Genomic DNA, 24,101 nt, shown 5'->3' with positions numbered 1-24,101 from the left:
CCGAGCCGACTCGGCGGAGCCGTACGCGGAGCTGACTGAAGGATCAGGCCGTCAGGACTGCACGCCCACCGCAGTCAGCTCCGCACCTCGAAAGATGTCAGCCCTCGGACGACTCGCTCGCGGCGACCGGCGTCTGGCTCTCGCCGCCACCTCCGCCGGAACCACCGCGCCGACGACGCCGCCGCCGCGGCCGGCCTGCACCGTCACCGGCCGGCGCGGAACCGGAATCGCTCGAAACCTCGCTGGAGACGGTGTTCTCGCTGCCCGCACCCTCGATCGGCTGGCCACCGCGCGTGCGGCGCCGGTTGCGGGACCGGCGCGGGCGGTCCTCGGAACCCGACCCGGCGTCGTCCGACCGGTTCTCCGAACGCGACCCGCCGCGCCCGCCGTCCCGCGAACCGCCGTCCCGCGAACCCGAGCGCCCGTCCCGCGAACCCGAGCGCCCGCCGCGCGAACCCCCGCGCCCGCCGTCCCGGCCGGCCGGCTTGCGACCGGTCTCGCCGAGGTCCTCGATCTCCTCGGCCCCCAGCCCGGCGCGGGTCTGCGCCGCCTTGGGCAGCCGGCCCTTCGTGCCCGCCGGGATGTGCAGGTCGGTGAAGAAGTGCTCGGAGCTCGAGTAGGTCTCGGCCGGTTCCGGGTAGCCCAGGTCGAGCGCCTTGTTGATCAGCGCCCATCGGTGCAGGTCGTCCCAGTCGACGAACGTGACTGCGGTACCGGTGTTCCCGGCCCGGCCGGTACGCCCGATGCGGTGCAGGTACGTCTTCTCGTCCTCGGGGCACTGGTAGTTGACGACGTGCGTGACGTCGTCGACGTCGATGCCGCGCGCGGCGACGTCGGTGGCCACCAGCACGTCGACCTTGCCGGAACGGAACGCCCGCAGCGCCTGCTCGCGGGCGCCCTGGCCCAGGTCGCCGTGGATCGAGGCGGCCGCGAAGCCGCGCTCGACCAGTTCGTCGGCGACCTTGGCGGCGGTGCGCTTGGTCCGGCTGAAGATGATGCACAGCCCGCGGCCCTCGGCCTGCAGGAGCCGGGCGATCATCTCGACCTTGTCGAGCGCGTGGGCACGGTAGACGAACTGGGCGATCGCCTTGACGGTCGTGCCGGTGTCGTCGGGGTCGGCGGCGCGGATGTGCGTCGGCTGCGTCATGTACCGCCGGGCCAGGGCCACGACCGCGGCCGGCATGGTGGCCGAGAACAGCATGGTCTGGCGGCCGTCGGGGGTCTGCGAGATCAGCTTCTCGACGTCGGGCAGGAAGCCCAGGTCGAGCATCTCGTCGGCCTCGTCGAGCACCAGGGCCCGGCAGTGGCCGAGGGTCAGGTGGCCCTGCTGGGCCAGGTCGAGCAGGCGGCCGGGGGTACCGACCACGACCTCGACGCCCTTCTTCAGGGCCTCGACCTGCGGCTCGTAGGCCCGCCCGCCGTACACCGTGAGCACGCGCGCGCTGATCAGCTTGCCGGCCACGGTGAGGTCGCCGGCCACCTGGACGGCCAGCTCACGGGTGGGGACGACGATCAGCGCCTGGGGCTTGCCCGGCGCCTCCAGCTCGTCGAAGCCGGGGTCGGCGGGGCCGACCACCCGGTGCATGACCGGGATGCCGAAGCCGAGGGTCTTCCCGGTGCCGGTCTTGGCCTGGCCGATGATGTCGTGCCCGTCGAGCGCGACCGGCAGGGTCATCGCCTGGATCGGGAACGGAGCGGTGATGCCGTCGTTCTTCAGTGCCTCGACGATGCGGGAGTCGACTCCCAGCTCGGCGAAGTCGGCGTGCGGTGCTGACAAGCGATGCCTACCCAGGGGGTGATGGTGAGCCTCCAGGCCTGGCCTCCAGCCCGGGACATTCCGGGCGGCCGGCCGGCCGCAGAGACGGCCACGCGCGGTCGGAGCCGACCGTGAGTGAGCGACCGGGCATCCGTGAACAGGGCCACTCTACCCTGCCGGCCTGCCCGGCTACCCTCTCGCGCATGGACGCGCCGGAAGCAGAGCCGCAGGAAGCCGCCCCTCAGGACGTCCCGAGCCTGGACGACCCGGACTACCGGGCGGGCGTCGTCGACCTCCTGGGCACCCTGGCCTACGGCGAGCTGAGCGCGTTCCTGCGCCTGGCGGCCGACGCCGAGCTGGCCCCGACCCTGCAGGCCAAGGGTCGGGTGGCGGCGCTGGCGGCGATCGAGTTCCACCATCACCGGCAACTGGTCGAGCGGCTGGTCGAGCTCGGCCAGGACCCCGAGACCGCGATGGCTCCGTTCGTCGCGGCCCTCGACGACTTCCACACCCGGACCAGCCCGTCGGACTGGCTCGAGGGCCTGGTGAAGTACCACGTCGGCGACGGCATCGCCGGGGACTTCTACCGCGAGATCAGCACCTACCTCGACCCGGAGACCCGCGAGCTGGTGCTCTCCTCGCTGGACACGCAGAAGCACGCCGCGTTCGTCGTCCAGGAGGTGCGCACCGCGATCGCCGAGGACCCGAAGCTGGGTAGCCGGCTGGCCCTGTGGGGGCGTCGCCTGGTGGGCGAGGCCCTCAGCCAGGGCCAGCGGGTGGCGGCCGACCGGGAGGCGTTCTCGGTGCTGCTGGTCGGGGCGGGCGGGACGACGGGGATGGGCCTGGTCGGGATCGTCGAGATGTTCGGCCGCATCACCGAACGGCACACCCAGCGGATGGCCGAACTCGGGCTCTCGAGCTGAGGGCCCGAGAACTCAGAGCGTCCCGAAGCCGACCCGCCGGGTCTCGGCGGCCCCGATCTCGACGTAGGCGATCAGCCCGCCCGGCACGACGGTGAGCTTGCCCTTCTCGTCGGTCAGCCGCAGCAGCGTGCCGGACGCGACCGCCGACTCCACCGCGGCCACGACGTTGTCGGGCGTCGAGTCGGACTCCAGCACGATCTCCCGGGGAACGTCCCGGACGCCGATCTTGACCTCCACGGTCACGACCTTCCTGTCGGTTCTGCTGCTGCGATCAGACTGCAATCGCAGGCTAACTCACCGCACAGGGGTAGATCGCGTTCAGGGCGCCGCGTCCGCCACGGGCGAAACCGCCTCGGCGAGCCGGATGTCCACCGAGTGCCCGTCCCTCACGTTTCCGGGTCGGACCTGGAGGACGTCGGCTCCGTTCTCGTCGACACGGGGAAACCCGGCGATCCCGCGCCAGACCAGGGTCGCCACCAGGCGGATCGCCTCCTCGCGGGGCATCGTCCGGAGGCTGCGCAGCCAGAACCGGGCCGACGTGTGGGCCATCCCGACCAGCGCCATGCCCAGCAGGAAGGCCTCGTCCGTGGGCAGGCTGGTCTCCTCGATGATCAGCTCGGCGACCATCTGCGCGCACTGCTCGTGCACGGCCTCGACGCGGCTGCGGACCTCCGGGTCGTTCAGGTCGGACTCGAAGATCAGCCGGAACGACTCGTCCTCGCTGTCGACCAGGTCGAAGAACGCGCTGATCGCGCCGAGGCCGCGCAGCCGGTTGTCGCGGCTGGCCGACAGGCCCTGGCGGACGTCGTCGATGACCTCGACCGCGTAGTGGTCCAGCAGGGCCATGTACAGCTCGTGCTTGCCTGGGAAGTGTTGGTACAGAACGGGTTTGCTGACGCCGGCCCGTTCGGCGATCTCATCCATGGCTGCGGCGTGGTAGCCCTGGGCGACGAAGACTTCGCGAGCGGCCTGGAGCAGCTGGCTGCGTCGAGCGGTGCGCGGCAATCGCGTTCCGCGACGTCTGATGTCTGTCACGGTCGCTGTCCTTCCTCGAGGGCGGATAGTCGTAGCCTCGCCGCGTGGCAGGACCCTTGGCGCCCCCACCAGCACTCAGTAAGTCTACCGCTACGACCAGTTACAGCTAGCTCGCCTTGCACCTGATCAACTTCTAGTCCGGAGCCCCGCAACCCCGAAGGGATACGTTCTGGCGTGATTGTCACCACGTTTGATCGAACCGTACCGGAAAAGGGGTACTCGCGCGTACCTCTCCGGGGGAACTGAGTGAGGACGAAAGTTTTTCGGGCTGAGCGCCGATTCTACCGCAGATCGTACGGGGACGCTTACTCTGGGCAACGCCTTTTGATCATGCTGTGCGCGGGCCTCGGGTTCGCCGCGGCACTCGGTGCCTGCTCGTCCTCGTCCTCCGGTGGGTCGTCCGCCCCGCCGGCCGTCGCCGCGCCGTCCGCGGGCCCGACCGTGAGCCCGACGATGAGCCCGACGATGAGCCCGACGGCGTCCCCCAGCCTGTCCGCGCGGGAGAAGGCCGACCGACGGGCCGGCCTCCGGTCGCGCACGGTCGTCTGGCAGGCCAAGGGCACGCTGCGCACGGTGGCCGGCGACACGAGACCGCCGAAGGGCTCGAGCGGGCGGCTCTACCGGGTGCGGGTCGAGGTGGAGCGCGGGCTGGACGTCGACGGGCGGGCGTTCGCGGACTTCGTGCTCGACACGCTCAACGACGACCGGTCGTGGTCGCACGACGGTGCCAAGCGGTTCGCGCGCACCGACGGCGCCTACGACGTCCGCGTGGTGCTGGCCAGCCCCGCCACCTCGGCGCGCCTGTGCCGGCCGCTGGTCACCTACGGGAAGCTCTCCTGCGGCAGCGGCACGACCGCCGTGCTCACGATGTACCGCTGGGTGAAGGGGATCCCGGAGTATTCGAAAGACCTGACCGGTTACCGTCACTACGTGGTCAACCACGAGGTCGGCCACACCCTCGGGCACGGGCACGAGTACTGCGCCGGGAAGGGCAAGGTGGCTCCCGTGATGATGCAGCAGACCAAGGGCCTGAAGGGGTGCCGGCCGAGCCCCTGGCCGTACCCGTGAAGCCGCTCGTCGAACCCGGTCCGCCGCTGACACCCGCGCAGTTGCAGCGGTATGCGCGGCATCTCGTGCTGCCGGACCTCGGGGGTGACGGTCAGCGCCGGCTGCTCGCGGCCCGCGTCCTGGTGGTGGGTGCGGGTGGGCTCGGCTCGCCGGTGCTGCAGTACCTGGCCGCCGCCGGGGTGGGCACCCTCGGTGTGGTGGACGCCGACACGGTCGACGTCACCAACCTGCAGCGGCAGGTGGTGCACGGGGTGGACGACGTCGGCCGGCTCAAGGTCGACAGTGCGGCCTCCGCTCTGGCCCGGGTGAATCCGGAGGTGCGCGTCGTCCGGCACGCCGAACGGCTGAGCTCGGCCAACGCGCTCGAGGTGCTGCGCGGGTACGACCTCGTGGTGGACGGCGCCGACAACTTCCCGACCCGGTACCTGGTCTCGGACGCCTGTGAGGTGCTGAACCTGCCGTGCGTGTGGGGCTCGATCTTCCGCTACGACGGCCAGGTCTCGGTGTTCTGGGCGCACCCGCACGACGGGACGCCGGGTGTCACCTACCGCGACCTGCACCCGTCGCCGCCCGCCCCGGGGGCGGTGCCCTCGTGCGAGCAGGCCGGGGTGTTCGGTGCGGTCTGCGGGACGATCGGGTCCGCGATGGCGTTCGAGGTGCTGAAACTCCTCGCTGGGGTGGGTGATTCGCTGCTCGGCCGGTTGACGGTGTTCGACGGGCAGCGCTTCTCGTGGCGGACGATCGACGTGCGCGCCGACCCCTCCCGGGTGCCGGTGACCTCGCTCGAGGCTCCCGCCGCGGCGGTCGAGGCGCCGGCGGCCGGTGAGCTCACGCCGTCCGAGCTGGCCACGATGCTGCGCGAACGTGACTCGGGGGAGCGGGATTTCGTGCTCGTCGACGTCCGGGAGGAGTGGGAGGCGCAGATCTGCGCAGTCCCCGGTAGTTCGCTCGTGCCGATGGCCCACTGGGCCGACCCCGCGCAGACGGTGCGGGCGGTCTCGGCCGGGCGGCCCGTCGTCCTGTACTGCAAGAGCGGGGCCCGGTCGGGCCGGCTGCTCGACGCCCTGCGGGCGGCGGATGTGGACGGCGTCACGCACCTGCGCGGCGGCGTCCTGGCCTGGATCGACGAGATCGACCCGGCCCAACCCCGGTACTGATGCGTTTGCGCATGATCAACGCAGGGGCGGTGATCATGCACAAACGCATCATCGGGGTCAGCGGCGGCGGCGCGAGGTGAGGCGCGCGGTACTCGTGTAGAAGCCGGCCAGGTGCAACGCGATGCACAGCAGCCCGGCGAACATCAGCGTCTGCGGGGTGAACGCGTCACCCAGGCTCTCGCCCGCCCAGTCGAGGATCAGGGCGAACGCGAAGATGACGGCGGCGGCGACGGCGAACATGGGTGGTCCCTTCTCGGTGATCGCTTTCGGGTGTCAGCGATCATGGAGTGGCCGGTCGATATGCGCATTTCCACATGACGCCGCGGGCCGCTGGCCAGGTGCGTCCCGAATGGTCGCCATGACGGTCGCCGCGCGGCTCACGGCGACACTTCCGGGCGCAGATCTGAGGGAGCCGACCGGTGTCGACCTGACAGGATCGCGGGATGCCGTTCACCGGAAGCCATCCCGCCGCCGTGGTCCCGCTGCTGGTCAGCGGGCGGTTCCGGGGGTGGTTGGCCCCGACCGCGCTGGTGATCGGCAGCATGAGCCCCGACCTGCCGTACTACCTGCCGCCCCCCGCCCACGAGGTCCCGGTCGCCTGGACCCACTCCGGGGCCGGCGTCGTCGGCCTCGACCTGGTGACCGGGCTGCTCTGCGTGGCGCTCTGGCACGGGCTGCTCGACCCGGGCGGGGTGCCACGCCGTCAGGCGCGCGCCGCGTGGTGCGCGGTGGCTCTCGCGTCGGCCCTGGGGGCCGTGGCCGGGGCCGTCCACGCGGCGGACGACGGGCCGCGCCGGGTGCTGTTCGCGATCGCCACCTGGGGCGGTGGGGTCGCGGCCGCGGTCGCCGTACTGGCTGCGGTGGCGCTCACGGTCGCGCGTCCGAGCCGCGAGCAGGCGCCGACATAGCGGCCGCGAGCCCGGTGTGGACGGGAGTACCCGGTTCGAGCCAGCCGGCCCGGGCCGGCCACCCGCGTTGCACGGACTCGATGATCAGCCGGTCGAAGTCGGGCAGGCTGCCGTCGCGGACCGCGGTCGTGAAGTCGTCGTAGTGCATCACCGTGAGCTTGCTGAAGTACGGCGCGAGCTCGAGTTCCGCGCGGGAGAAGAACGAGTCGTTGATGACCAGCGTCCGGCCGGTGACCATCGGGACCTTCGCATCGCTCGAGTCGTCCACCGTGGCCGTGTAGCTGACCAGCCCGCGCCCGGACGCCGTCGGCGTCACCTTCGTCGTGACGCTCACGTGCTTGCGGGTCACCTTGTAGACGGGCAGGGTCTCGACCCGGTCGACGCCCATCATCCGGTAGAGGTCGCCGGGCAGGGTCGCGTCGTCGACGTGCTTCGCGACCGGGTCTCCCCGCAGGGCCGCCGGGGCCTGCCCGGCGTCGACCAGCGACGCGACCAGGGCCTGGGCGAACGTCAGGGCGCCCAGCGTCGTCCAGTGCGTGTCGCCGTACTGGTAGATCTTGCCGGGGTGGGCCTTCTCGGCCGCCGCGACCTGGTCCCAGACCGTCAGCACCTGGGTGCCCGAACCCGCCGGCCACCGGGCCAGGGTGCGGCGCCGGACGTCGTCGGAGCAGCTCATCAGGGCCGGGCCGCGCCGCCCGAGCCCGTCGGTGAGGATCGACGACTTGTCCGGGGCGATCGCCACCGAGATCGTCCGACCGGTGCGTGACCCCAGGGCCTGCAACGCGCGTAGACCCGCGTCGGTCGCGGCGGGGTCGAAGTCGACGTCGCAGGGGGCGGTGAAATCCTCGGCCAGGAAGGGCATCCCGCCGTCCCCGACGACGACGCGCGGGCTCAGGCTGCCCGCCTCGCCACTGCTCGCCTCGCCGACCGCCTCGGCGACGTAGCGGCGCAGCGCGAGCCGGTCGCGCAGCGCGGCGTCGGTGTCGCGGTACTGCTGGCCGTCGAGGAGCCGGTCCGCCAGCCCCGACGCGGAGCTGGCCCAGGCCGGGAACGCGCTCTCGCGCCGGTTCTCGTCGCCACCGGTCAGCGGGGGATGGACCAGCCAGACCGACAGCAGCCCGAACGCGATGGACGCGGTGACCACTCGGGCGGCCGCGACACTGCGCCGACGGCGCAGTTCGGCCCGGAACCCCGCCAGGAGCAACGGTTCCCGAGCCCGGGGAAGGGGCTCGGCGTCGTCCCGCGGGGGGTCCGGCGGTTCACGCCGCGGCCCGGGCATCCGGGTGCGTTCAGGGGCCAGCAGCGTCACGGTCACCCAGCATGACAGAGCGAATCATGATCAGAACTGGAAGTAGAGGAAGGGGCTGAAGTCGAGCCACAACATGGACACCACCGCCACCACCAGCAACGCCGGCGCCACCAGAACCGCGCGTCCGTAACGGAATCCGCTCAGATCGGGTGGGCAGAGACCGTGCACCCACTGGAATCCGGTCCGCTCGCGCGGCCCGACGGCGGCCAGGCCGCCGAGGCCGAGGGCGAGCAGGCTCCACGGCGTCAACGTCAGGAGCACCTGCGGCGAGGGCGCCCCGAACCCGCCGGCGACCATGCCGTGCCAGATCTCGACGGCCCGGTGCAGGGTGGGGGCCCGGAACGGCACCCAGGCCAGGACGACGAACGCCACCGTGAGCGCCCGGCGGGCGGCCAGCGCGCGGGTGTCCTCGCGCAGCCCGGTGACGCGCTCGAGCAGGAGGGCCGCGCTGTGCAGGGCGCCCCACACGAGGAACGTCCAGGCGGCGCCGTGCCACAACGCGGTCGCGGTGAAAGTGATCACCAGGGCGAGGTATTCGCGTCGGACGCCGTGCCGGTTGCCGCCCAGGGGGATGTACAGGTAGTCACGGAACCAGCGGGACAGGGTCATGTGCCACCGCCGCCAGAAGTCCGCCGGCCCGATCGCGCGGTAGGGGTTGGCGAAGTTCTCCGGGAACCGGAAGCCGAACATCGCGGCCAGCCCGACGGCCATGTCGGTGTACCCGCTGAAGTCGAAGTAGATCTGGATCGCGTAGGCGAGGGCGCCGAGCCAGGCGGTGGCCAGGTTCGGGGTGCCCTGTCCGGCGAACGCGGCGTCGGCCACGACTCCCGCCGAGTCGGCCACGAACGCCTTCTTGGCCAGCCCCCAGGTGAAGCGCGAGCAGCCGTAGGTCAGGTTGCCGAGGGTGACGTCGCGGCGGTCCTTCAGCTCGGTGACGATCTCCCGGTACCGGACGATCGGCCCGGCGATCTGGTGCGGGAACAGGAACAGGTACAGCAGAAGGTCTTTCGTGGACCGTTCGGGCTCGATCCGGCGCTGGTGCACGTCGACGACGTAGCTGATCGCGTGGAAGGTGAAGAACGAGATGCCCAGCGGCAGCGCCCAGGCGGGGGCGTGGCCGAGGCTGAGCTGAGCCAGCGGCGGCAGGTACTTGAAGAAGGCCAACGGGGTGAGCAGCAGCACGACGAGGGCTGCGAGGATGCGACGCGAACGGTCGTGCGCCACCAGGCGCCCGCCGATCAGCGCGACCAGGGCGACGTACAGCAGCACCGCGACGGCCGCGCCCGCTCCCCAGACGTAGAAGACGACAGAGGCCAGCAGCAGGACGGCGTTGCGCCACCGGGCCGGCACGGCGACGTAGCCGAGCAGCGTGACCGGCAGGAAGAGGAACAGGAAGGTGGGGGAGGAGAAGACCATGGCCGGGCCGAGCATACGTTCTGTGATGGTTCGAGTGCGGACAGTTCGAAGGATGAGGGATGGACGACGCATACATCGGTGACGTGCTCGAGCTCGTCGCCGCGATCCCGCCGGGACGGGTGATGGCCTACTCGGACATCGCGCGCGAGGTCGGCGGCGGCCCGCGCCAGGTCGGGTCGGTGATGTCGCACTGGGGCTCCGACGTGCCCTGGTGGCGGGTGGTGCGCGCCGACGGGCGTCCGGCGACCGGCCATGAGGAGCGCGCGTTGGTGCACTTCGCGAAGGAACGCACCCCGATGCGCCCGGGCGGCGAGCGCGTCGACCTGCGCGAGGCCCGCTGGGAACCGCCTTCCATTCGTTCGTGATCATGCAGAAACCTCGCGCCAGCCGCGCGGGAGTCTCGCGTCGGGCCCCTACGGGCTCGAGGTTTCTGCATGATCACGAACAGAAGAGTCGGTGGGACGTGATGGGATCTGCCGGTGCCCTCCTCCGTCCGCCTCCTGCCGCCACCCCCGGTGGCGGGTGACCGGCTCGAGCTGGACGACGACCAGCGGCTCGTCGTCGACCGTCGCCAGGGCTCGGGGCCCGTCGTGCTGCTGGGCGCCCCCGGCACCGGGAAGACGACCACGCTGGTCGAGGCCGCGGCCGCGCGGGTGGTGCGCGACGGCGTCCAGCCCGGGTCGGTCCTCGCCCTGGCCCCCACCCGGCAGGCCGCCGCACGGTTGCGTGACCTGCTGTCGGCGCGCATCGGGGGCACGGTCCGCGAACCGGTCGCGCGCACCCCGCACTCGTACGCGTTCGGCGTGCTGCGGCGCGCCCGCGTGCTGGCCGGTGAGCCGCCGCCCCAGCTGATCTCCGGCCCCGAGCAGGACCGGATGCTCGCCGAGCTGCTGGCCGGTCACGCCGACGGCGCCGTGCCCGGGCCGCGCTGGCCCGACCCGGTCGACGAGCACGTGCTGACCCTGCGCGGGTTCCGCGGCGAGCTGCGCGACCTGATGATGCGGGCCGTCGAGCGCGGCATCACCCCCGAGGGCCTGGCCGACCTGGGCCGGCGGTTCGGCCGCCCCGACTGGCCGGCCGCGGCCCAGGTGCTGGCCGAGTACCTCGACGTCACGGCGCTGGCCACGCCCGGCGCGTACGACCCGGCGGGCATCGTCGACGAGGCGGCCGCGCTGCTGGCCGCCGACCGCGAGCTGCTGCACGCCGAGCTGGCCGAGCGGCAGCTGATCGTGGTCGACGACGCGCAGGAACTGACCGCCGCCACGGTCCGGTTGCTGCGGCTGCTCGCCGGGGGCGGGCGGGACCTGCTGCTGGCCGGTGACCCGGACGCCGCGACGCAGGGGTTCCGTGGGGCGAGCCCCCGGTTCCTCGGCGACGCCCCCGAGCTCTTCTCGGTGGACGGCGAACCGGCGCCGGTCGTCGGGCTGGGTTCGGGCACGGGGCACCGACAGGGTCCGGTGCTGCGGGCCGTGGCCCGGCGCGTCGCCGAGCGCATCGCCAGCGCCGGGGCCGTCCGGCACCGGGCGGCAGCACCCGATCCGGAGGTCTGCGACGAGCGTTGCGCAGTGAGGATTCTCGCGTCCCCGGCCCGGGAGGCGGCCTACATCGCGCAGTACCTGCGCCGGGCGCACCTGGAACGGGGCGTGGGTTGGGCCCGGATGGCGGTGATCGCCCGGTCCACGAAGGACACGGCGCCCGTGCGGCGCGCGCTGGCCGCGGCCGGCGTCCCGGTGGCGTTGCCGCCGACCGAGGTGCCGGTCCGCGACGAGCCGGCGGTCGTCCCGCTGCGGCACACCCTGCGCGCCGTGCTGCATCCCGCCACGCTCGACCCGGACACGGCCGCCGAACTGCTCGCCGGCCCGTTCGGCGGGGCCGACGCGATCGCCATGCGCCGGCTGCGCCAGGCGTTGCGGGCCCGCGAGCTGGCCCGCGGCGGGGAGCGCGGCAGCGACCCGCTGCTCGTCGAATCGATTCTCGCCACCGCCGCCGACGCGGACTCCCTCGACGACGACCCGATGCTCGACCCCGTGCTCGCCCCGGTCCGCCGGGTGGCCGCGGTCCTGGCCGCGGGGCAGGCCGCGCTCGGTCCGGGGGCGTCCGCGGAGACGGTGCTCTGGGCGTTGTGGTCGGCCACCGGGCTGGCCGAACCGTGGCAGCGGCTCGCGTTGTCCGGGGGCGTCGCGGGGCGGCGGGCCGACCGGGACCTGGACGCCGTGATGGCCCTCTTCGAGGCCGCCTCCCGGTTCGTCGACCGGTTCCCGAAGGCGGGGCCCGCGCCGTTCCTGGAGTACCTCGAGGGGCAGGAGGTCCCGGCCGACACCCTCGCCGACCGGGCCCCCGCCGGTCAGGCCGTCGCCCTGCTCACCGCGCAGGCCGCGGCCGGGCTGGAGTGGGACGTCGTCGTGGTGACCGGCGTGCACGAGGGGGCGTGGCCGGACCTGCGGTTGCGCGGGTCGCTGCTCGGGGCGCAACGGCTCGTCGACGTCAGCGACGGTCGCGGCGGTCCCTCGACGCCGGGCGCGGAGGACTTCGTGGCCCAGCGCCGCGCGGTGCTGGACGACGAGCTGCGGCTCTTCCACGTGGCCGTCAGCCGGGCCCGGCGCGAGCTGCTGGTGACCGCCGTCCGCTCCGACGACCTGATGCCCTCGCCGTTCGTCGACCTGGTCGACCCCGACGGCGCCGACGACGACCTGCGCCCGCTGGCCGACGTCCCCGACGGGCTCACCCTGCCCGCGCTGGTCGCCCGGCTGCGCGCGGTGGTGGTGGACGACGACGCCTCCGACCGCCGCCGGGGTGCGGCCGCGCGGCAGCTGGCCCGGTTGGCCGCGGCCGGGGTGCCGGGTGCGGACCCGCAGGACTGGTGGGGGCTGGCGCCGTTGACGGTGGACGCGCCGCTGCGGGGCCCGGGTGAGCAGGTGTCGATCTCCCCGTCGCAGGTGGAGCAGTACCAGCGGTGCGCGCTGCGCTGGCTGCTCGAGCAGTCGGGCGGGCGGCGGCCGTCGTCGTCGGCGCAGGAGCTCGGCAACCTCGTGCACGAGCTGGCCGAGGAGGTGCCGGACGGCGACCGCGCGACGCTGCTCGCGCTGCTCGAGGAACGCTTCGACCGGCTCGGGCTGGGCAGCGGGTGGGTGGCCGACGCCGAGAAGGCCCGGGCCCGGCAGATGGTCGAGAAGCTCGCGCAGTACGTGGCCAAGTCGAAGGCCGCCGGGCGCGAGCTGGTCGCGACCGAACGCGCCGTGCAGGTCGACGTGGGCCGCGCCCGGATCAACGGGCTGGTCGACCGGCTCGAACGCGACCCCGAGGGTCTGCTCGTCGTGGTCGACCTGAAGACCGGCAAGAGCGCGCCGACCAAGGCCGAGGTGGCCCGGCACGCCCAGCTCGGCGTGTACCAGTTGGCCGTCGAGGAGGGCGGTTTCGAGCTGCTGCCCGGTGAGGCCGACAGTGGGGGCGCGGCCCTGGTCCAGCTGGGCGGCAGCCAGAAGTCCGTCTCCGTGCAGGAGCAGCCGCCGCTCACCCGTGACCCCGACCCCGGCTGGGCCCGCGACCTGGTGCTCGAGGTCGCCGACGGGATGGCCGGTTCGCAGTTCGCCGCGCGGAACAACTCGATGTGCCGGGTCTGCTCGCTGCGGCGGGCCTGCCCGGTGCAGACCGAGGGCCGGCAGGTGACGGAGTGACGCGGCGCAGTGCCGGCTCCGTCGGCGAGGACCAGCTGGCGCTCGACCTGCCCGACGTGCCGGTCGTCGTGCGGCGGTCGAGGTCGCGCCCGGCGAAGGTCGTCCCGACGGAGGACCCGGCGCCGCGGATCAGCGCCGACGAGATCGCCGCCCGTCTGGGCCGGCCACGCCCGACGGCCGAGCAGGCCCGGGTGATCGAGGCCCCCCTGGAACCGCAACTGGTGATCGCGGGGGCCGGGTCGGGCAAGACCGAGACGATGGCGGCCCGCGTGGTGTGGCTGGTTGCCAACGGGGTCGTCGCGCCCGACCAGGTGCTGGGCCTGACGTTCACCCGCAAGGCGGCGGGCGAGCTGGCCGAGCGGGTCCGGTCGCGGTTGCGGGCGTTGGAGCGCGCAGGGCTCGGCCCGGGCGGCCCGGGCGGCCCGGGCGGGACGTCGAGAGGCTCCACGAGTGGTCCGGTGAGCGTGCAGACCTACCACTCGTACGCGGCCGGGGTGCTCGGTGACCACAGCCTGCGGCTCGGGATCGAGCCCGGGGCCAGGCTGCTCGGCGAGGCCGGGGCCTGGCAGCTGGTCGACGACCTGGTGGAGAGCTGGGACGGCGACATGTCCGGCGTCGACTCGGCGCGGGCCACCGTCGTCGAGGCGGTGCTGCGGTTGGCCGGTGAATGTGCCGAGCACCTGGCCGATCTCGGCGCCGTCGAGGCCCTGTGCGCGAGCCTGGCCGAGCGGCTCGAGACGCTGCCCGCGCAGGTGGGGGACGCCGTCCCGGGCCCGATGAAGGCCGACGTCCGCGCGGTGCACGCGCGGCTGGCCGCCCGGGCGCGCCTGGTGCCGATCGTGCGCCGTTACGTCGAGCTGAAGCGCGAGCGCGAACTGCTCGACTTCGGCGACCAGGTGGCGCTGGCCGCGCAGCTGGCCCGCGACGCGGCGGAGGTCGGCGAGGGCGAGCGACAGCGCTACCGCGTGGTGCTGCTCGACGAGTACCAGGACACGAGCCACGCCCAGGTCGTGCTGCTGCAGAACCTGTTCGGGGCGGGGCATCCCGTGACCGCGGTGGGCGACCCGCACCAGTCGATCTACGCCTGGCGCGGGGCGTCGGCCGGGAACCTGCAGCGGTTCGGTGCGGACTTCCCGACCGCCGACGGACGTCCGGCCGCGGTGGCGCAGCTGTCCACGAGCTGGCGCAACGACCACGCCGTGCTGTCGGTCGCCAACGCCGTCGCCGGCCCGCTGCGGGTACCGGCGCCGTGGAGCGACCCGGCCGCGCGCGTCGAGGTGGGCGCGCTGAGCGCCGGGCCGGCCGCGGGCGCCGGCGAGGTGCGGGCCGAGTGGCACGAGACGCTCGAGGCCGAGACCGGCGCGGTGGCCGACTGGGCGGCGGCGCTGTGGGCCGAGGGGTCCGACGGCGGGCGGCCGAGCGTCGCCGTGCTGTGCCGGGCCCGGTCGCAGTTCCCGGCGGTCGAGGCGGAGCTGCGCAAGCGCGGCCTGCCGGTCGAGGTGATCGGCCTCGGCGGTCTGCTGCACGTGCCCGAGATCGCCGACCTGCGAGCCGCTCTCGAGGTCGTGCACGACCCGGGTCGCGGCGACTCGCTGGCCCGGTTGGTCGCCGGGGCGTCGTGCCGGCTCGGCCCGGCCGACCTGGAGGCGCTGGGCGCCTGGTCGAAGCAGAGTCACCGCGAGCGCACCCGCGACCGGGCCCGGCGCAGCCGCGCGCAGGTCGACGCCGTCGACGAGCCGTCGGTGATCGAGGCCCTCGACCAGCTGCCCCCGTCCGACTGGACCGGACCGGCCGGGCAGCAGCTGTCCCAGCCGGGCCGGCACCGGCTCGAACGCCTGGCCGGCACCCTGCGTGGGTTGCGGGCCCGGCTGTCCCTGCCGCTGCCCGACCTCGTGCAGGAGACCGAGCGGGCGCTGCTGCTCGACGTCGAGGTCGCAGCCCGCCCCGGCGTCGACCCGGCCGCCGCGCGCGCCCACCTCGACGCGTTCGTCGACGTGGCCGCCGCGTTCGAGGAGAACGGCGAGCGGCCGACGCTCGGGTCCTTCCTGTCCTGGCTGTCGGCCGCCGAGCAGCAGGAACGGGGCCTCGACACCGGGGCGGTCGAGCAGCCCGAGACCGCCGTCCAGCTGCTCACCGTGCACGGGGCGAAGGGGCTGGAGTGGGACGCCGTCGCCGTCACCGGGCTCTGTGAGGGCACCTTCCCGGCCGGGTCGAACGGACGCCCACCGGTGCGGTCGAACGCCTGGCTGACCGAGCTCGGTGCGCTGCCCTACCCGTTGCGCGGTGACGCCCTCGGCCTGCCGCAGTGGCACCCCGAGGCCGACGGCAGCCAGGAGGAGCTGGCCGCCTCGCTGAACGCCTACCGGTACACGGCGGCCGAGCAGGAGGTCGCCGAGGAGCGCCGCCTGGCCTACGTCGCGGTCACCCGGGCCCGGCACCGGCTGCTGCTGACCGGCGCCCTGTGGGGCGACGGCAAGGGGGCGCGGGAGCCGTCGCGGTTCCTCAGCCAGGTCGCGGAGCTGGCCGGGCAGCTGCCCGGGGTGAGCGCCGGCAGCTGGGCCGAGGCCGTCGACGAGGGCGCCGTGAACCCGCGTGAGCTCGACGGGGCCCCGACGCCATGGCCCGTCGACCCGTTGGCCGGTCGCCGGCAGGGCGTCGAGGAGGGCGCCGCACTCGTGGTGGCCGCGATCGGTGAGATCGCCGGCGGCGCCAGGCTTCCCGCGCCCGTGGCGGACGACGACGAGGGCCTCGAGGAACTGGGCTGGTCGAGGGAGGTCGACCTGCTGCTGGCCGAGCGGGACGCGGCCCGCGACGCCCGGGCCGCGGTGTCCCTGCCCACCCACCTGTCGGCGTCCCGGCTGGTGGCCCTGGCCGCGGACCCGGCCGCGTTGGCCCTCACCCTGCGCCGCCCGATGCCCGCCGAACCCAGCCCGGAGGCCCGTCGCGGCAGCCGGTTCCACGCCTGGCTGGAACGCCGGTTCGGTGCCGCCGCGCTGCTCGACGTGGAGGAGATGCCCGGCGCCGGGGACGACGAGATCGACGTGGGCGACGCCGAACTCGCCCGGTTGCAGCAGAACTTCCTCGCCTCGCAGTGGGCGGGCCGGATGGCCGAGGCCGTCGAGGTGTCGGTCGAGACCCCGGTGGGCGGCGTCGTCCTGCGCGGGCGCATCGACGCGGTGTTCCGGAACCCGGACGGGAGTTGGGACGTCGTCGACTGGAAGACCGGCGCGAAGCCCGTGGGGGAGCGGGCGGAGGCGCTCGCCGTCCAGCTGGCGGTGTACCGGTTGGCCTGGTCACGGCTGACGAACACCCCCCTGGACCAGGTGCGGGCGTCGTTCTTCTACGCCGGTAGCGGTGAGACGGTGCGCCCGGTGGACCTGCTCGACGAACCCGCGCTGCGCGCGCTGCTCGAATCCGCCCTCACCCGCTGATGCTGTTCATATGTACATTCCCGCGGTTCAAAACGGCCGTGGGAGTGTGCATTTCGACAGCATGAGCGGTCAGGCGCGGGGGCGGCCCAGCGCGCGGTACGTCCAGCCGCCCGCGCGCCACGTGGCCGGGTCGAGGGCGTTGCGGCCGTCGATGACGTGCGGCTGCCGGACGAGGGCGGCCAGGGACGTCGGGTCGAGGCTCTTGTACTGCTTCCACTCGGTCAGCAGCAGCACGACGTCGGCGCCGCTGACCGTCACGTCGATCTTGTCCTCGAACGACAGCTCGGGCCACACCCGGCGGGCGTTCTCGAGCGCGGCCGGGTCGGTCACGACGACCTCGGCGCCCTGCAGCTTGATCTGCGCGGCGACGTTGAGCGCGGGGGAGTCGCGGATGTCGTCGCTCTCGGGCTTGAACGCGGCCCCGAGCACGGCGACCTTCTTGCCCAGGAACGAGCCGCCCAGCGCCTCGCGGGTCATGTCGACCATGCGGGAGCGGCGGCGCATGTTGATGTCGTCGACCTCCCGCAGGAACGTCAGGGCCTGGTCGGCGCCGAGCTCGCCGGCGCGGGCCATGAACGCGCGGATGTCCTTGGGCAGGCAGCCGCCACCGAAACCCAGCCCGGCGCCGAGGAACTTGGGGCCGATCCGGTCGTCGTGGCCGATGGCGTTGGCCAGGGCGGTGACGTCGGCACCGGCGGCCTCGCAGACCTCGGCCATCGCGTTGATGAACGAGATCTTCGTGGCCAGGAAGGCGTTCGCCGCGGTCTTGACCAGCTCCGCGGTGGGGTGGTCGCACGTGATCAGCGGGACCCCGTCGTCGAGCGGGATGGCGTAGACGGCGTCGAGGGCGGCCTTGCCGTGGGCGGCCAACTCCTCCTCGGGGGGCAGACCGTAGACGATGCGGTCCGGACGCTGCGTGTCGTCCACCGCGTGGCCCTCGCGCAGGAACTCCGGGTTCCAGATCAGCGGGACGTCGGGCTGCACGGCCTTGATCTGCTCCGCCAGCCGGGCGGCGGTGCCGACCGGGACGGTGGACTTGCCGACCACCACGTCACCGGGGCGCAGGTGGGGCAGCAGGCCGGTCACGGCGGCGTCGACGTAGCTGGTGTCCGCGGCGTACTCGCCCTTGCGCTGCGGGGTGCCCACGCACACGAAGTGGACGGTCGGCTGCTCGTCACCGGCGGGCCGGGCGGCCTCGGCCAGGTCGGTGGTGAACCGCAGCCGGCCGGTCTCCATGGCCCGGGTCAGCAGCTCCGGCAAACCAGGCTCGAAGAACGGGGCCTTGGCCGCGGCCAGGTCGGCGACCTTGCGTTCGTCGACATCGATGCCCACGACCTGGTGGCCGAAGTCGGCCATGCACGCCGCGTGGACCGCGCCGAGGTAGCCGCAACCGATGACCGTGATACGCATGGGCGCGAGCCTAGCCTTGCCATCGACCCCGGTCGCCCCCTACCGTTCGAGCGTGCTCACGCTCACAAGTCTTCGCTGGTGGGCCGCCTGACGGCGGCCGACCCGGAACTGAGCACACCCCGGAACCCGAAGAAAACGGCCGTCTCGTCGAGACGGCCGTTCCGCATGTGCGGGCCCTCTCGGCGGGCGGCTCCGACCCTGGAGACCCGCGATGGCGCCCCTCGAAGAACCCCTGGCCGACCTCCTCACGACTCTCGCCGGCCCCCGGCCGCCCGCGTTCGCCGTCCTGCACCGGCCGCAGGCCCACCCGGGCGCGTGCGAGGTGCTGCTCGGCGAGGTCAGCATCCCGGCGACGGTCGGTGACCTGCCGCTGGAACCCGGCGGGCCCGACGTCCTGGCCGTGCTGCCGTTCCGGCAGCTCGTCGAACGGGGCATGGACGTGGTGGACGACGGGAGCCCGCTGCTCGCGCTCCGGGTGACCGGACGGCGGCTGGTCGCCTCCCGCGACCTGCTCGACCTGGTCCCGGACGGGCCGCACGGGTTCGTCGAGACCGGGTACGACGTGCCCGACGCCGAGTACGAGCGGATCGTGGCGGCCGTGCTGGACGACGAGATCGCCGGGGGCGAGGGCTCGAACGTCGTCGTGCACCGCAGCCTGACCGGGCACGTCCCCGGGCCGCCGGCGGCCGCCGGGCTGGGCGCCTTCGCCCGGCTGCTGCGCCGGGAACGGCACGCCTACTGGACGTTCCTGGTGCATGTGCCGGGAACGCCGGAGCGGGAGGGGATCACGTTCGTCGGCGCCAGCCCCGAGCGGCACGTCAGCGTGCACGGCGGCGTGGTGACCATGAACCCGATCAGCGGCACCCTGCGCTATCCCGCCGGCGGGTACCCCTCCGCCGACGCCGCGCTCGACGGCACGCTGCGGTTCCTGGCCGACGCCAAGGAACGCGACGAGCTGGCCATGGTGGTCGACGAGGAACTGAAGATGATGGCCGCCGTCTGCCCGGCCGGAGGGCGGGTGCACGGGCCGCACCTGAAGGAGATGGCCCACCTCGCGCACACCGAGTACGTGCTGTCCGGGCACACCGCGCTGGATGTCCGGGACGTGCTGCGCGAGACCATGTTCGCGCCGACCGTCACCGGCAGTCCGATCCGCAACGCGTGCCGGATGATCGCCCGCCACGAGGGCCGCGGGCGCGGCTACTACGGGGGCGCACTCGCGCTGCTCTCGCACGGCGCGGCCGGGCAGTCGCTGGACGCGCCGATCCTGATCCGGACCGCGACGATCGCGGACGACGGGCGCGTGGCGATCGCCTCGGGTGCCACCCTCGTGCGGGGCTCGCGCCCGGCGTCCGAGCTGGCCGAGACCCGGGCCAAGGCGGCGGCCGTGGTCGCGGCCTTCACCACCGCGGAGCCCGAAAGTGTTCCCTCGGCAAGGCATCACCCGGTGGCGAACCATCCGCAGGTGGTGTCCGCGCTCGCCGGGCGCAACGAGCGGCTGGCCGACTTCTGGCTGCAGGAGCAGGGGAGCGGCGGGGGGCGCCGACCGGCCGGCGGCGTCCCGGTGACCATCCTGCACGCCGAGGACGACTTCACCGCGATGCTCGCCCACCTGCTGCGCAGCCTCGGGCATCCGGTCCGGGTCGTCGAGCACACCGAGCCCGGCGCCCGCGAGACCTGCCGGGACGCCGAGCTTCTCGTGCTCGGCCCCGGACCGGGCGACCCACGGCACTTCGCGGTGCCCCGCATCCGGGCGCTGCACGTGGCGGCCGGTGACCGGCTGGCGAGCGGGGCTCCCGTGCTCGGGGTGTGTCTCGGGCACCAGGTGCTGTCGCTGCGGCTCGGTCTGGCCGTCGAGCGGCTGCCCGCGCCCGACCAGGGTGTGCAACGGCGGATCCGGCTGTTCGGGCACGACACCCGGGTCGGGTTCTACAACAGCTACGCCGCGTTCGCGCGGGAGTCGCACCCCGGGGCGGTCCCCGGGGTCGAGCTGGCGGCGGACGGGCGGACCGGACGGGTGCACGCCCTGCGCGGGAAGTCGTTCGCCGGCCTGCAGTTCCACCTGGAGTCGGTGCTCACCACCGACGGCCCGCGCATCCTGACGGACACCCTCGCCCACCTCCTCCGGTGATCATGCGCAAACGCAGCACTTCCCCGTCGATCATGCGCAAACGCAGCATGTGTTTGCGCATGATCACGGTGCCGATCATGCGTTTGCGCATGATCAACGCGCGGAACATGCGTTTGCGCATGATCGACGGGGGGGGGGTGGGGTCAGGACTCGTCGTCGGGGGCGGCGGTGCCGAGGAGTTCGTCGGTGAGGGGCGTGTCGCGGGGGGCCGGGATCTTCGGCATCGGGTTGGTCGGCGGTGCCTCGGCGTTGCCCGGGGACGTCCCGGTCTCTTCGAGCCGCCCTTCGTTCTCCGCCACGTCCTGTGCCTCGGCGTCGGCCTCAGGGTCGGCGTCCTCGGCGAGCCCGTGCGCGAGGGGCTCCGTGGGCGCCTCCGGCGCGGGTCGGGCAGCCGGTTCGGCCGTCGGTTCGGCCGTCGGTTCGGCCGTCGGTTCGGCCGTCGGTTCGGTGGTGGCGTCGAACGTCGGGGACGCCGTCTCACCGAACCAGCCGCCCTCGGGTGGGGTCAGCGGCTCGGGATCGGGCGCGGGGGCGGCCCGGTGCCGGGACCGCTGGGCCGGCGACCCCTTGCGCGCCATCGGGCCGACCGGGCGCTCGTCGGCGGGCGAGCGGTCGCGGTCCCGCCGCCGCTGCAGCGGGACGGTCGGCGGCTCGGCCTGCTGGTCCTCCGCGGTCCCCGGCGTGGACAGCTCCGACGCGGCCTGGGTGAAGGGGTCCGCCGACGCCTCCGGAACCCCCGACACCCCCGCGGGTTCGGGCGCCGGGACGTCGGACAGGACGGTGTAGAGGTACAGCGCGGTCTCGTCGTCGACCATGAAGCTGTGCTCGGACCCGGCGTGCCGGTGGACGACGAACCGGTCGTAGCGCTCCGCGATGCGGACCAGGTCGCCGATCGAGTCCAGCGTCAGCACGGTGCGCGAGGAGGGGATGAGCGCGGCCTGGGCCTCCACGATCCGCCCGCGGTGCCGGCGCAGGGTCGCGTCCGCCTCGTCGCCGCCGCCCGACTGCCGGGCGACGGTGACGGCCCCGGCGGCGCCCAGCAGGGTCAGCAGCCCGAGGGCGAGCCCGACCAGTTGCAGGTGCCGCAGCGTGAACGGGTGGCCGAGCAGGGTGACCTGACGCGGCGAGCCGACGAGGGCGACCACCGGCAGCGACGACCTGGACTCCAGTTGCGCCTGCCTCGCCGAGGCCGCGTTCGCCGGCCCGATCTGGGTGTCTGTGAGGGTGAGTGGCAGCTGGGTGGTGACCAGGTCCTTCACCGGCTGCCCGGCCACGGTGCCGGCCACCTCGACCCGCACGGTGACCGTGACGTCGTAGGTGCCGCGCGACGTCCCGGTGGCGTCGGTCAGCTTGCCGATCACCCGGTCGAACTGGTCGAGGTCGAGCTCGCCGGTGGCCGAGACGGTGCGGCCCTCGGCGGGAGCGTCGCCCCTCCAGTCGAAGTCCTTGCCGTCCAGGGCGGAGAACGTGCGCCGCCAGCCGTTGGGCGCGGTCAGCTCGGCGTCGACCGACAACGTGCCGGACAGTCGGCTGCCCACCGGCAGCCGGGCCCAGTAGCTGACCGGGACGTCGAGGGTGTCGGCGAGCCGGGTGTAGACGGGCTGCGGCATGCTCACCCGCCCGTCGGGGTAGACGGTCTTGTTCTGGACGTCGGCGGCGTATGACACGGTCAGGGCCTGCGGCTGCCCCTGCACCTGGCGTGTGACCCGCTCACCGGAGACGGCGTACCCGGCCAGACTGACCAGCACGAGGGCCAGGCCGACGGGGGCGGCCAGCTGGGCCGCCAGCAACCCGCGGTCGCCGACCGTCAGCGCGCCCCGCGAGCCCGCGTCCGTCCGCACCGAGCTCACCGGCCCGCCGGAACCGGCGCGCGTGCGCCTGCCGCGCCTCGTACGCGTCCGGCCGCCGCTGACGATCACAAGCCCTCCGAGAAACCCGAGCACGCCGGGACTGCTCGCCCACCCGAGCACCCGACCCCCCTGCGGGATGCGCACCCACAGCCGCCCGAGGATATCCGCCTGTGACGGTCGGTACTGGCCCCGCCACCAGGTGTTGTCAGCGCGAAAGAGGAAACCGCTGTTCTCTTCCGCGACGATTCCCCGACGATTCGCCACAAGACGGTCGGGCGGGACTCGGCGTCGCGGGGGCCGGGCGCCGATCGCGTGAGGGACACGCCGCCCGGCGAAACGCCCCAATCCCGTCGTCGGCGGTGATCAGGGCCCGATACTGGCGCGATGTCGTCGCGGCCCACCTCCCGTGGCGCCCCGGTGCGGCCGCGCACTCCCGGCTCCCCGGGCGCCCGGGGCCTGCGCACGCCCGCCCGTGGCCCCGCCCGCTCCCCGGGCCGCCCCGAGCTCGAGGTGCGCCGGCCCGCGGGCCAGGCGGGCGGCGTCCCCGGGCAGCGCGTCACGGCGACCCCCCGCCCCGCCGGCGACCCCCGCGTCCGCCGGGCCTGGACCCTGCTCGGGCTCGGCGTCCTGGCCCCCGGCTCCGCCCAGCTGGTCGCCGGGAACCAGGGCCTCGGTCGGATCGCGACCCGGGTCTGGCTGGGGCTGCTCGGGGTGGCCAGCCTGCTCGTACTGCTGTGGCTGGTGCACCGGGAGATCGTGCTCTGGTTGTTCACCCAGCCCCTGCTGCTGCGCCTGCTCGCCCTCGTGCTGTTCGTGCTGGCCCTCGCCTGGCCCGTGCTGCTGCTCGACGCCTGGCGGCTCGGCCGCCCGCCGACCCTGCCGCTGACCGCTCGCCGGTGGACGGCGGGGGCGACGGCGCTGCTCGCGATCCTCTCGTTCCTGGTCCCGCTCGCCGCGGGCCGCCGGGCCTGGTCGGCGGCTGACCTGATCACCGGGGTGTTCGGCGACGGGCAGACCTCGGCCGCGGTGGACGGCCGGTACAACGTGCTCCTGCTCGGAGGGGACGCCGGGGCCGACCGGGTCGGGCTGCGCCCCGACAGTGTCACGCTGGCGAGCATCGACGAGAAGGACGGGCGCACGGTCCTGTTCAGCTTCCCCCGCAACCTGCAGAACATCCCGTTCCCGCCGGGCACGCCCGCGGCCAAGGCGCTGCCCAACGGCTGGTCCTGCGGTGACGAGTGCCTGCTGAACGCCATCTACACCTGGGGGGCCGCGCACCGGGAGCTGTTCCCGGGGGTGAGCGACCCGGGGGCGGAGGCGATGAAGCAGGCGGTCCAGGGCATCACCGGCCTGCCGGTGAACTACTACGTGCTGATCGACCTGAAGGGCTTCAAGTCGTTGATCGATGCGGTCGGCGGCATCGATATCGTGGCGTCGACCCGGGTGCCGATCGGGGGCGGCACGTCGCGCATCTACGGCTGGATCGAGCCCGGCCGGCAGCACATGGACGGGTTCCACGCCCTCTGGTACGCCCGCTCCCGCGAGGGGGCCAGCGACTACGCGCGGATGCAGCGCCAGCGGTGCGTCATGACGGCGATGGTCAACCAGCTCGACCCCACCACCCTGTTGCGCAGGTTCCAGAAGATCGCCGCGGCCGGCAAGCAGGTCGTGAAGACCGACATCCCCAACGGTCAGCTGCCTGCGTTCCTGACGCTCGGCGAGGAGGCCAAGGGCCACAAGATCGAGAGCGTGCAGTTCCTGCCGCCGTTGATCGTGCCCAAGCATCCCGACTACACGACCATCCGTCAGCGGGTCGACGCCGCCATCACGGCCAACGAGCACGGGCCCGCCACACCGGTGACGGTGCAGCCCACCACGGGTGCCGCCGGCGGGTCGGCCCGGCCGAGCACGAGCGCTTCGCGCGGTGTGACCCCCGGTGCCACGCCCGGTGCGACCTCGGGTGCCGACGCCGACCAGGGCGGCGCCGCACCCGCAGTCGACGTCAGGCAGGTCTGCCAGGCGGCCTGACCGTC

At 73.7% G+C, this 24,101-nt stretch carries 17 protein-coding genes; 9 read left to right on the top strand and 8 right to left on the bottom strand.

The window, feature by feature from the left end; genetic code table 11:
* Nucleotides 1-97: 97 nt before the first annotated feature.
* Entirely contained in the window at nt 98-1,813 is a 1,716-nt protein-coding gene (locus ACIB24_RS15355) for a DEAD/DEAH box helicase (RefSeq protein ID WP_398282860.1), read from the bottom strand.
* A gap of 146 nt (nt 1,814-1,959) precedes the next feature.
* Here ACIB24_RS15355 and ACIB24_RS15350 point away from each other — a divergent pair, with 146 nt between their 5' ends.
* A complete protein-coding gene (locus ACIB24_RS15350) occupies nt 1,960-2,679 on the top strand; it encodes a ferritin-like fold-containing protein (RefSeq protein WP_398282100.1) in 720 nt (239 codons plus the stop codon).
* A 12-nt stretch (nt 2,680-2,691) separates the two neighbouring features.
* Here ACIB24_RS15350 and ACIB24_RS15345 read toward each other — a convergent pair whose 3' ends face one another.
* Both ACIB24_RS15345 and ACIB24_RS15340 read right to left on the bottom strand, forming a co-directional pair.
* Nucleotides 2,692-2,916: a DUF3107 domain-containing protein gene (locus ACIB24_RS15345; protein ID WP_398282097.1), complete on the bottom strand. Its 225-nt coding sequence runs from the start codon at nt 2,914-2,916 to the stop codon at nt 2,692-2,694.
* An 81-nt stretch (nt 2,917-2,997) separates the two neighbouring features.
* Nucleotides 2,998-3,714 (bottom strand): TetR/AcrR family transcriptional regulator, encoded by a 717-nt coding sequence (locus tag ACIB24_RS15340; protein ID WP_398282094.1) that lies wholly within the window; start codon nt 3,712-3,714, stop codon nt 2,998-3,000.
* Nucleotides 3,715-4,044: 330 nt separating this feature from the next.
* On the opposite strand from ACIB24_RS15340, the gene ACIB24_RS15335 reads away from it, so the two are divergent.
* A complete protein-coding gene (locus ACIB24_RS15335; protein ID WP_398282091.1) occupies nt 4,045-4,782 on the top strand; it encodes a DUF3152 domain-containing protein in 738 nt (245 codons plus the stop codon).
* Nucleotides 4,752-5,939: a ThiF family adenylyltransferase gene (locus tag ACIB24_RS15330; protein ID WP_398282088.1), complete on the top strand. Its 1,188-nt coding sequence runs from the start codon at nt 4,752-4,754 to the stop codon at nt 5,937-5,939. The genes ACIB24_RS15335 and ACIB24_RS15330 overlap by 31 nt, the downstream gene beginning before the upstream one ends.
* A gap of 57 nt (nt 5,940-5,996) precedes the next feature.
* Here ACIB24_RS15330 and ACIB24_RS15325 read toward each other — a convergent pair whose 3' ends face one another.
* On the bottom strand, nt 5,997-6,179 hold the full coding sequence (locus tag ACIB24_RS15325; protein ID WP_398282085.1) for a hypothetical protein: 183 nt from the start codon (nt 6,177-6,179) through the stop codon (nt 5,997-5,999).
* Nucleotides 6,180-6,382: 203 nt separating this feature from the next.
* Between ACIB24_RS15325 and ACIB24_RS15320 the strand changes: the two genes are divergently transcribed.
* Entirely contained in the window at nt 6,383-6,847 is a 465-nt protein-coding gene (locus tag ACIB24_RS15320; protein ID WP_398282082.1) for a DUF4184 family protein, read from the top strand.
* On the opposite strand, the gene ACIB24_RS15315 is transcribed toward ACIB24_RS15320, so the two are convergent.
* Together ACIB24_RS15315 and ACIB24_RS15310 are read right to left on the bottom strand one after the other, a co-directional pair.
* Nucleotides 6,807-8,156: an alginate O-acetyltransferase AlgX-related protein gene (locus ACIB24_RS15315; RefSeq protein ID WP_398282079.1), complete on the bottom strand. Its 1,350-nt coding sequence runs from the start codon at nt 8,154-8,156 to the stop codon at nt 6,807-6,809. The two genes, ACIB24_RS15320 and ACIB24_RS15315, sit on opposite strands and share 41 nt — an antisense overlap.
* A 30-nt stretch (nt 8,157-8,186) precedes the next feature.
* Nucleotides 8,187-9,587, bottom strand: coding sequence for an MBOAT family O-acyltransferase (locus tag ACIB24_RS15310; protein ID WP_398282076.1), 1,401 nt, complete (start codon nt 9,585-9,587; stop codon nt 8,187-8,189).
* 44 nt (nt 9,588-9,631) lie between these two features.
* Here ACIB24_RS15310 and ACIB24_RS15305 point away from each other — a divergent pair, with 44 nt between their 5' ends.
* The 3 genes from ACIB24_RS15305 (at nt 9,632) to ACIB24_RS15295 (ending at nt 16,677) form a co-directional block, all read left to right on the top strand.
* Nucleotides 9,632-9,937 carry an MGMT family protein gene (locus tag ACIB24_RS15305; RefSeq protein WP_398282075.1) on the top strand — a complete coding sequence of 102 codons (306 nt, stop codon included), beginning with the start codon at nt 9,632-9,634 and terminating at the stop codon, nt 9,935-9,937.
* 114 nt (nt 9,938-10,051) lie between these two features.
* Nucleotides 10,052-13,246 (top strand): ATP-dependent helicase, encoded by a 3,195-nt coding sequence (locus ACIB24_RS15300; RefSeq protein WP_398282072.1) that lies wholly within the window; start codon nt 10,052-10,054, stop codon nt 13,244-13,246.
* Complete coding sequence (locus tag ACIB24_RS15295) at nt 13,243-16,677, top strand: ATP-dependent helicase (protein ID WP_398282069.1); 3,435 nt, start codon at nt 13,243-13,245, stop codon at nt 16,675-16,677. Before ACIB24_RS15300 ends, ACIB24_RS15295 begins: the two co-directional genes overlap by 4 nt.
* Before the next feature lie 69 nt (nt 16,678-16,746).
* On the opposite strand, the gene ACIB24_RS15290 is transcribed toward ACIB24_RS15295, so the two are convergent.
* Nucleotides 16,747-18,087, bottom strand: coding sequence for a UDP-glucose dehydrogenase family protein (locus ACIB24_RS15290; protein ID WP_398282066.1), 1,341 nt, complete (start codon nt 18,085-18,087; stop codon nt 16,747-16,749).
* A 211-nt stretch (nt 18,088-18,298) separates the two neighbouring features.
* On the opposite strand from ACIB24_RS15290, the gene ACIB24_RS15285 reads away from it, so the two are divergent.
* Complete coding sequence (locus ACIB24_RS15285) at nt 18,299-20,218, top strand: anthranilate synthase family protein (protein ID WP_398282063.1); 1,920 nt, start codon at nt 18,299-18,301, stop codon at nt 20,216-20,218.
* 143 nt (nt 20,219-20,361) lie between these two features.
* Here the strand turns inward: ACIB24_RS15285 and ACIB24_RS15280 are convergent, their stop codons facing one another.
* Nucleotides 20,362-22,059, bottom strand: a complete 1,698-nt coding sequence (locus ACIB24_RS15280) for a DUF5305 family protein (RefSeq protein ID WP_398282060.1) — start codon at nt 22,057-22,059, stop codon at nt 20,362-20,364.
* A gap of 393 nt (nt 22,060-22,452) precedes the next feature.
* Between ACIB24_RS15280 and ACIB24_RS15275 the strand changes: the two genes are divergently transcribed.
* Entirely contained in the window at nt 22,453-24,096 is a 1,644-nt protein-coding gene (locus ACIB24_RS15275) for an LCP family protein (RefSeq protein WP_398282057.1), read from the top strand.
* The last annotated feature ends 5 nt before the right edge of the window (nt 24,097-24,101 follow it).

Origin of the sequence: Spongisporangium articulatum (assembly GCF_044465595.1) — a bacterium.
GTDB classification, from domain to species: domain Bacteria; phylum Actinomycetota; class Actinomycetes; order Actinomycetales; family Kineosporiaceae; genus Spongisporangium; species Spongisporangium articulatum.
The sequence above is the reverse complement of the archived record's forward strand: the minus strand, read 5'-3'. Positions and strand labels throughout refer to the sequence as shown.

Coding starts and splice junctions, on each gene's coding strand:
- ACIB24_RS15350 (WP_398282100.1), top strand. CDS start 1,960: ATGGACGCGCCGGAAGCAGAGCCGCAGGAAGCCGCCCCTCAGGACGTC.
- ACIB24_RS15335 (WP_398282091.1), top strand. CDS start 4,045: ATGCTGTGCGCGGGCCTCGGGTTCGCCGCGGCACTCGGTGCCTGCTCG.
- ACIB24_RS15325 (WP_398282085.1), bottom strand. CDS start 6,179: ATGTTCGCCGTCGCCGCCGCCGTCATCTTCGCGTTCGCCCTGATCCTC.
- ACIB24_RS15320 (WP_398282082.1), top strand. CDS start 6,383: ATGCCGTTCACCGGAAGCCATCCCGCCGCCGTGGTCCCGCTGCTGGTC.
- ACIB24_RS15310 (WP_398282076.1), bottom strand. CDS start 9,587: ATGCTCGGCCCGGCCATGGTCTTCTCCTCCCCCACCTTCCTGTTCCTC.
- ACIB24_RS15305 (WP_398282075.1), top strand. CDS start 9,632: ATGGACGACGCATACATCGGTGACGTGCTCGAGCTCGTCGCCGCGATC.
- ACIB24_RS15290 (WP_398282066.1), bottom strand. CDS start 18,087: ATGCGTATCACGGTCATCGGTTGCGGCTACCTCGGCGCGGTCCACGCG.
- ACIB24_RS15285 (WP_398282063.1), top strand. CDS start 18,299: ATGGCGCCCCTCGAAGAACCCCTGGCCGACCTCCTCACGACTCTCGCC.
- ACIB24_RS15275 (WP_398282057.1), top strand. CDS start 22,453: ATGTCGTCGCGGCCCACCTCCCGTGGCGCCCCGGTGCGGCCGCGCACT.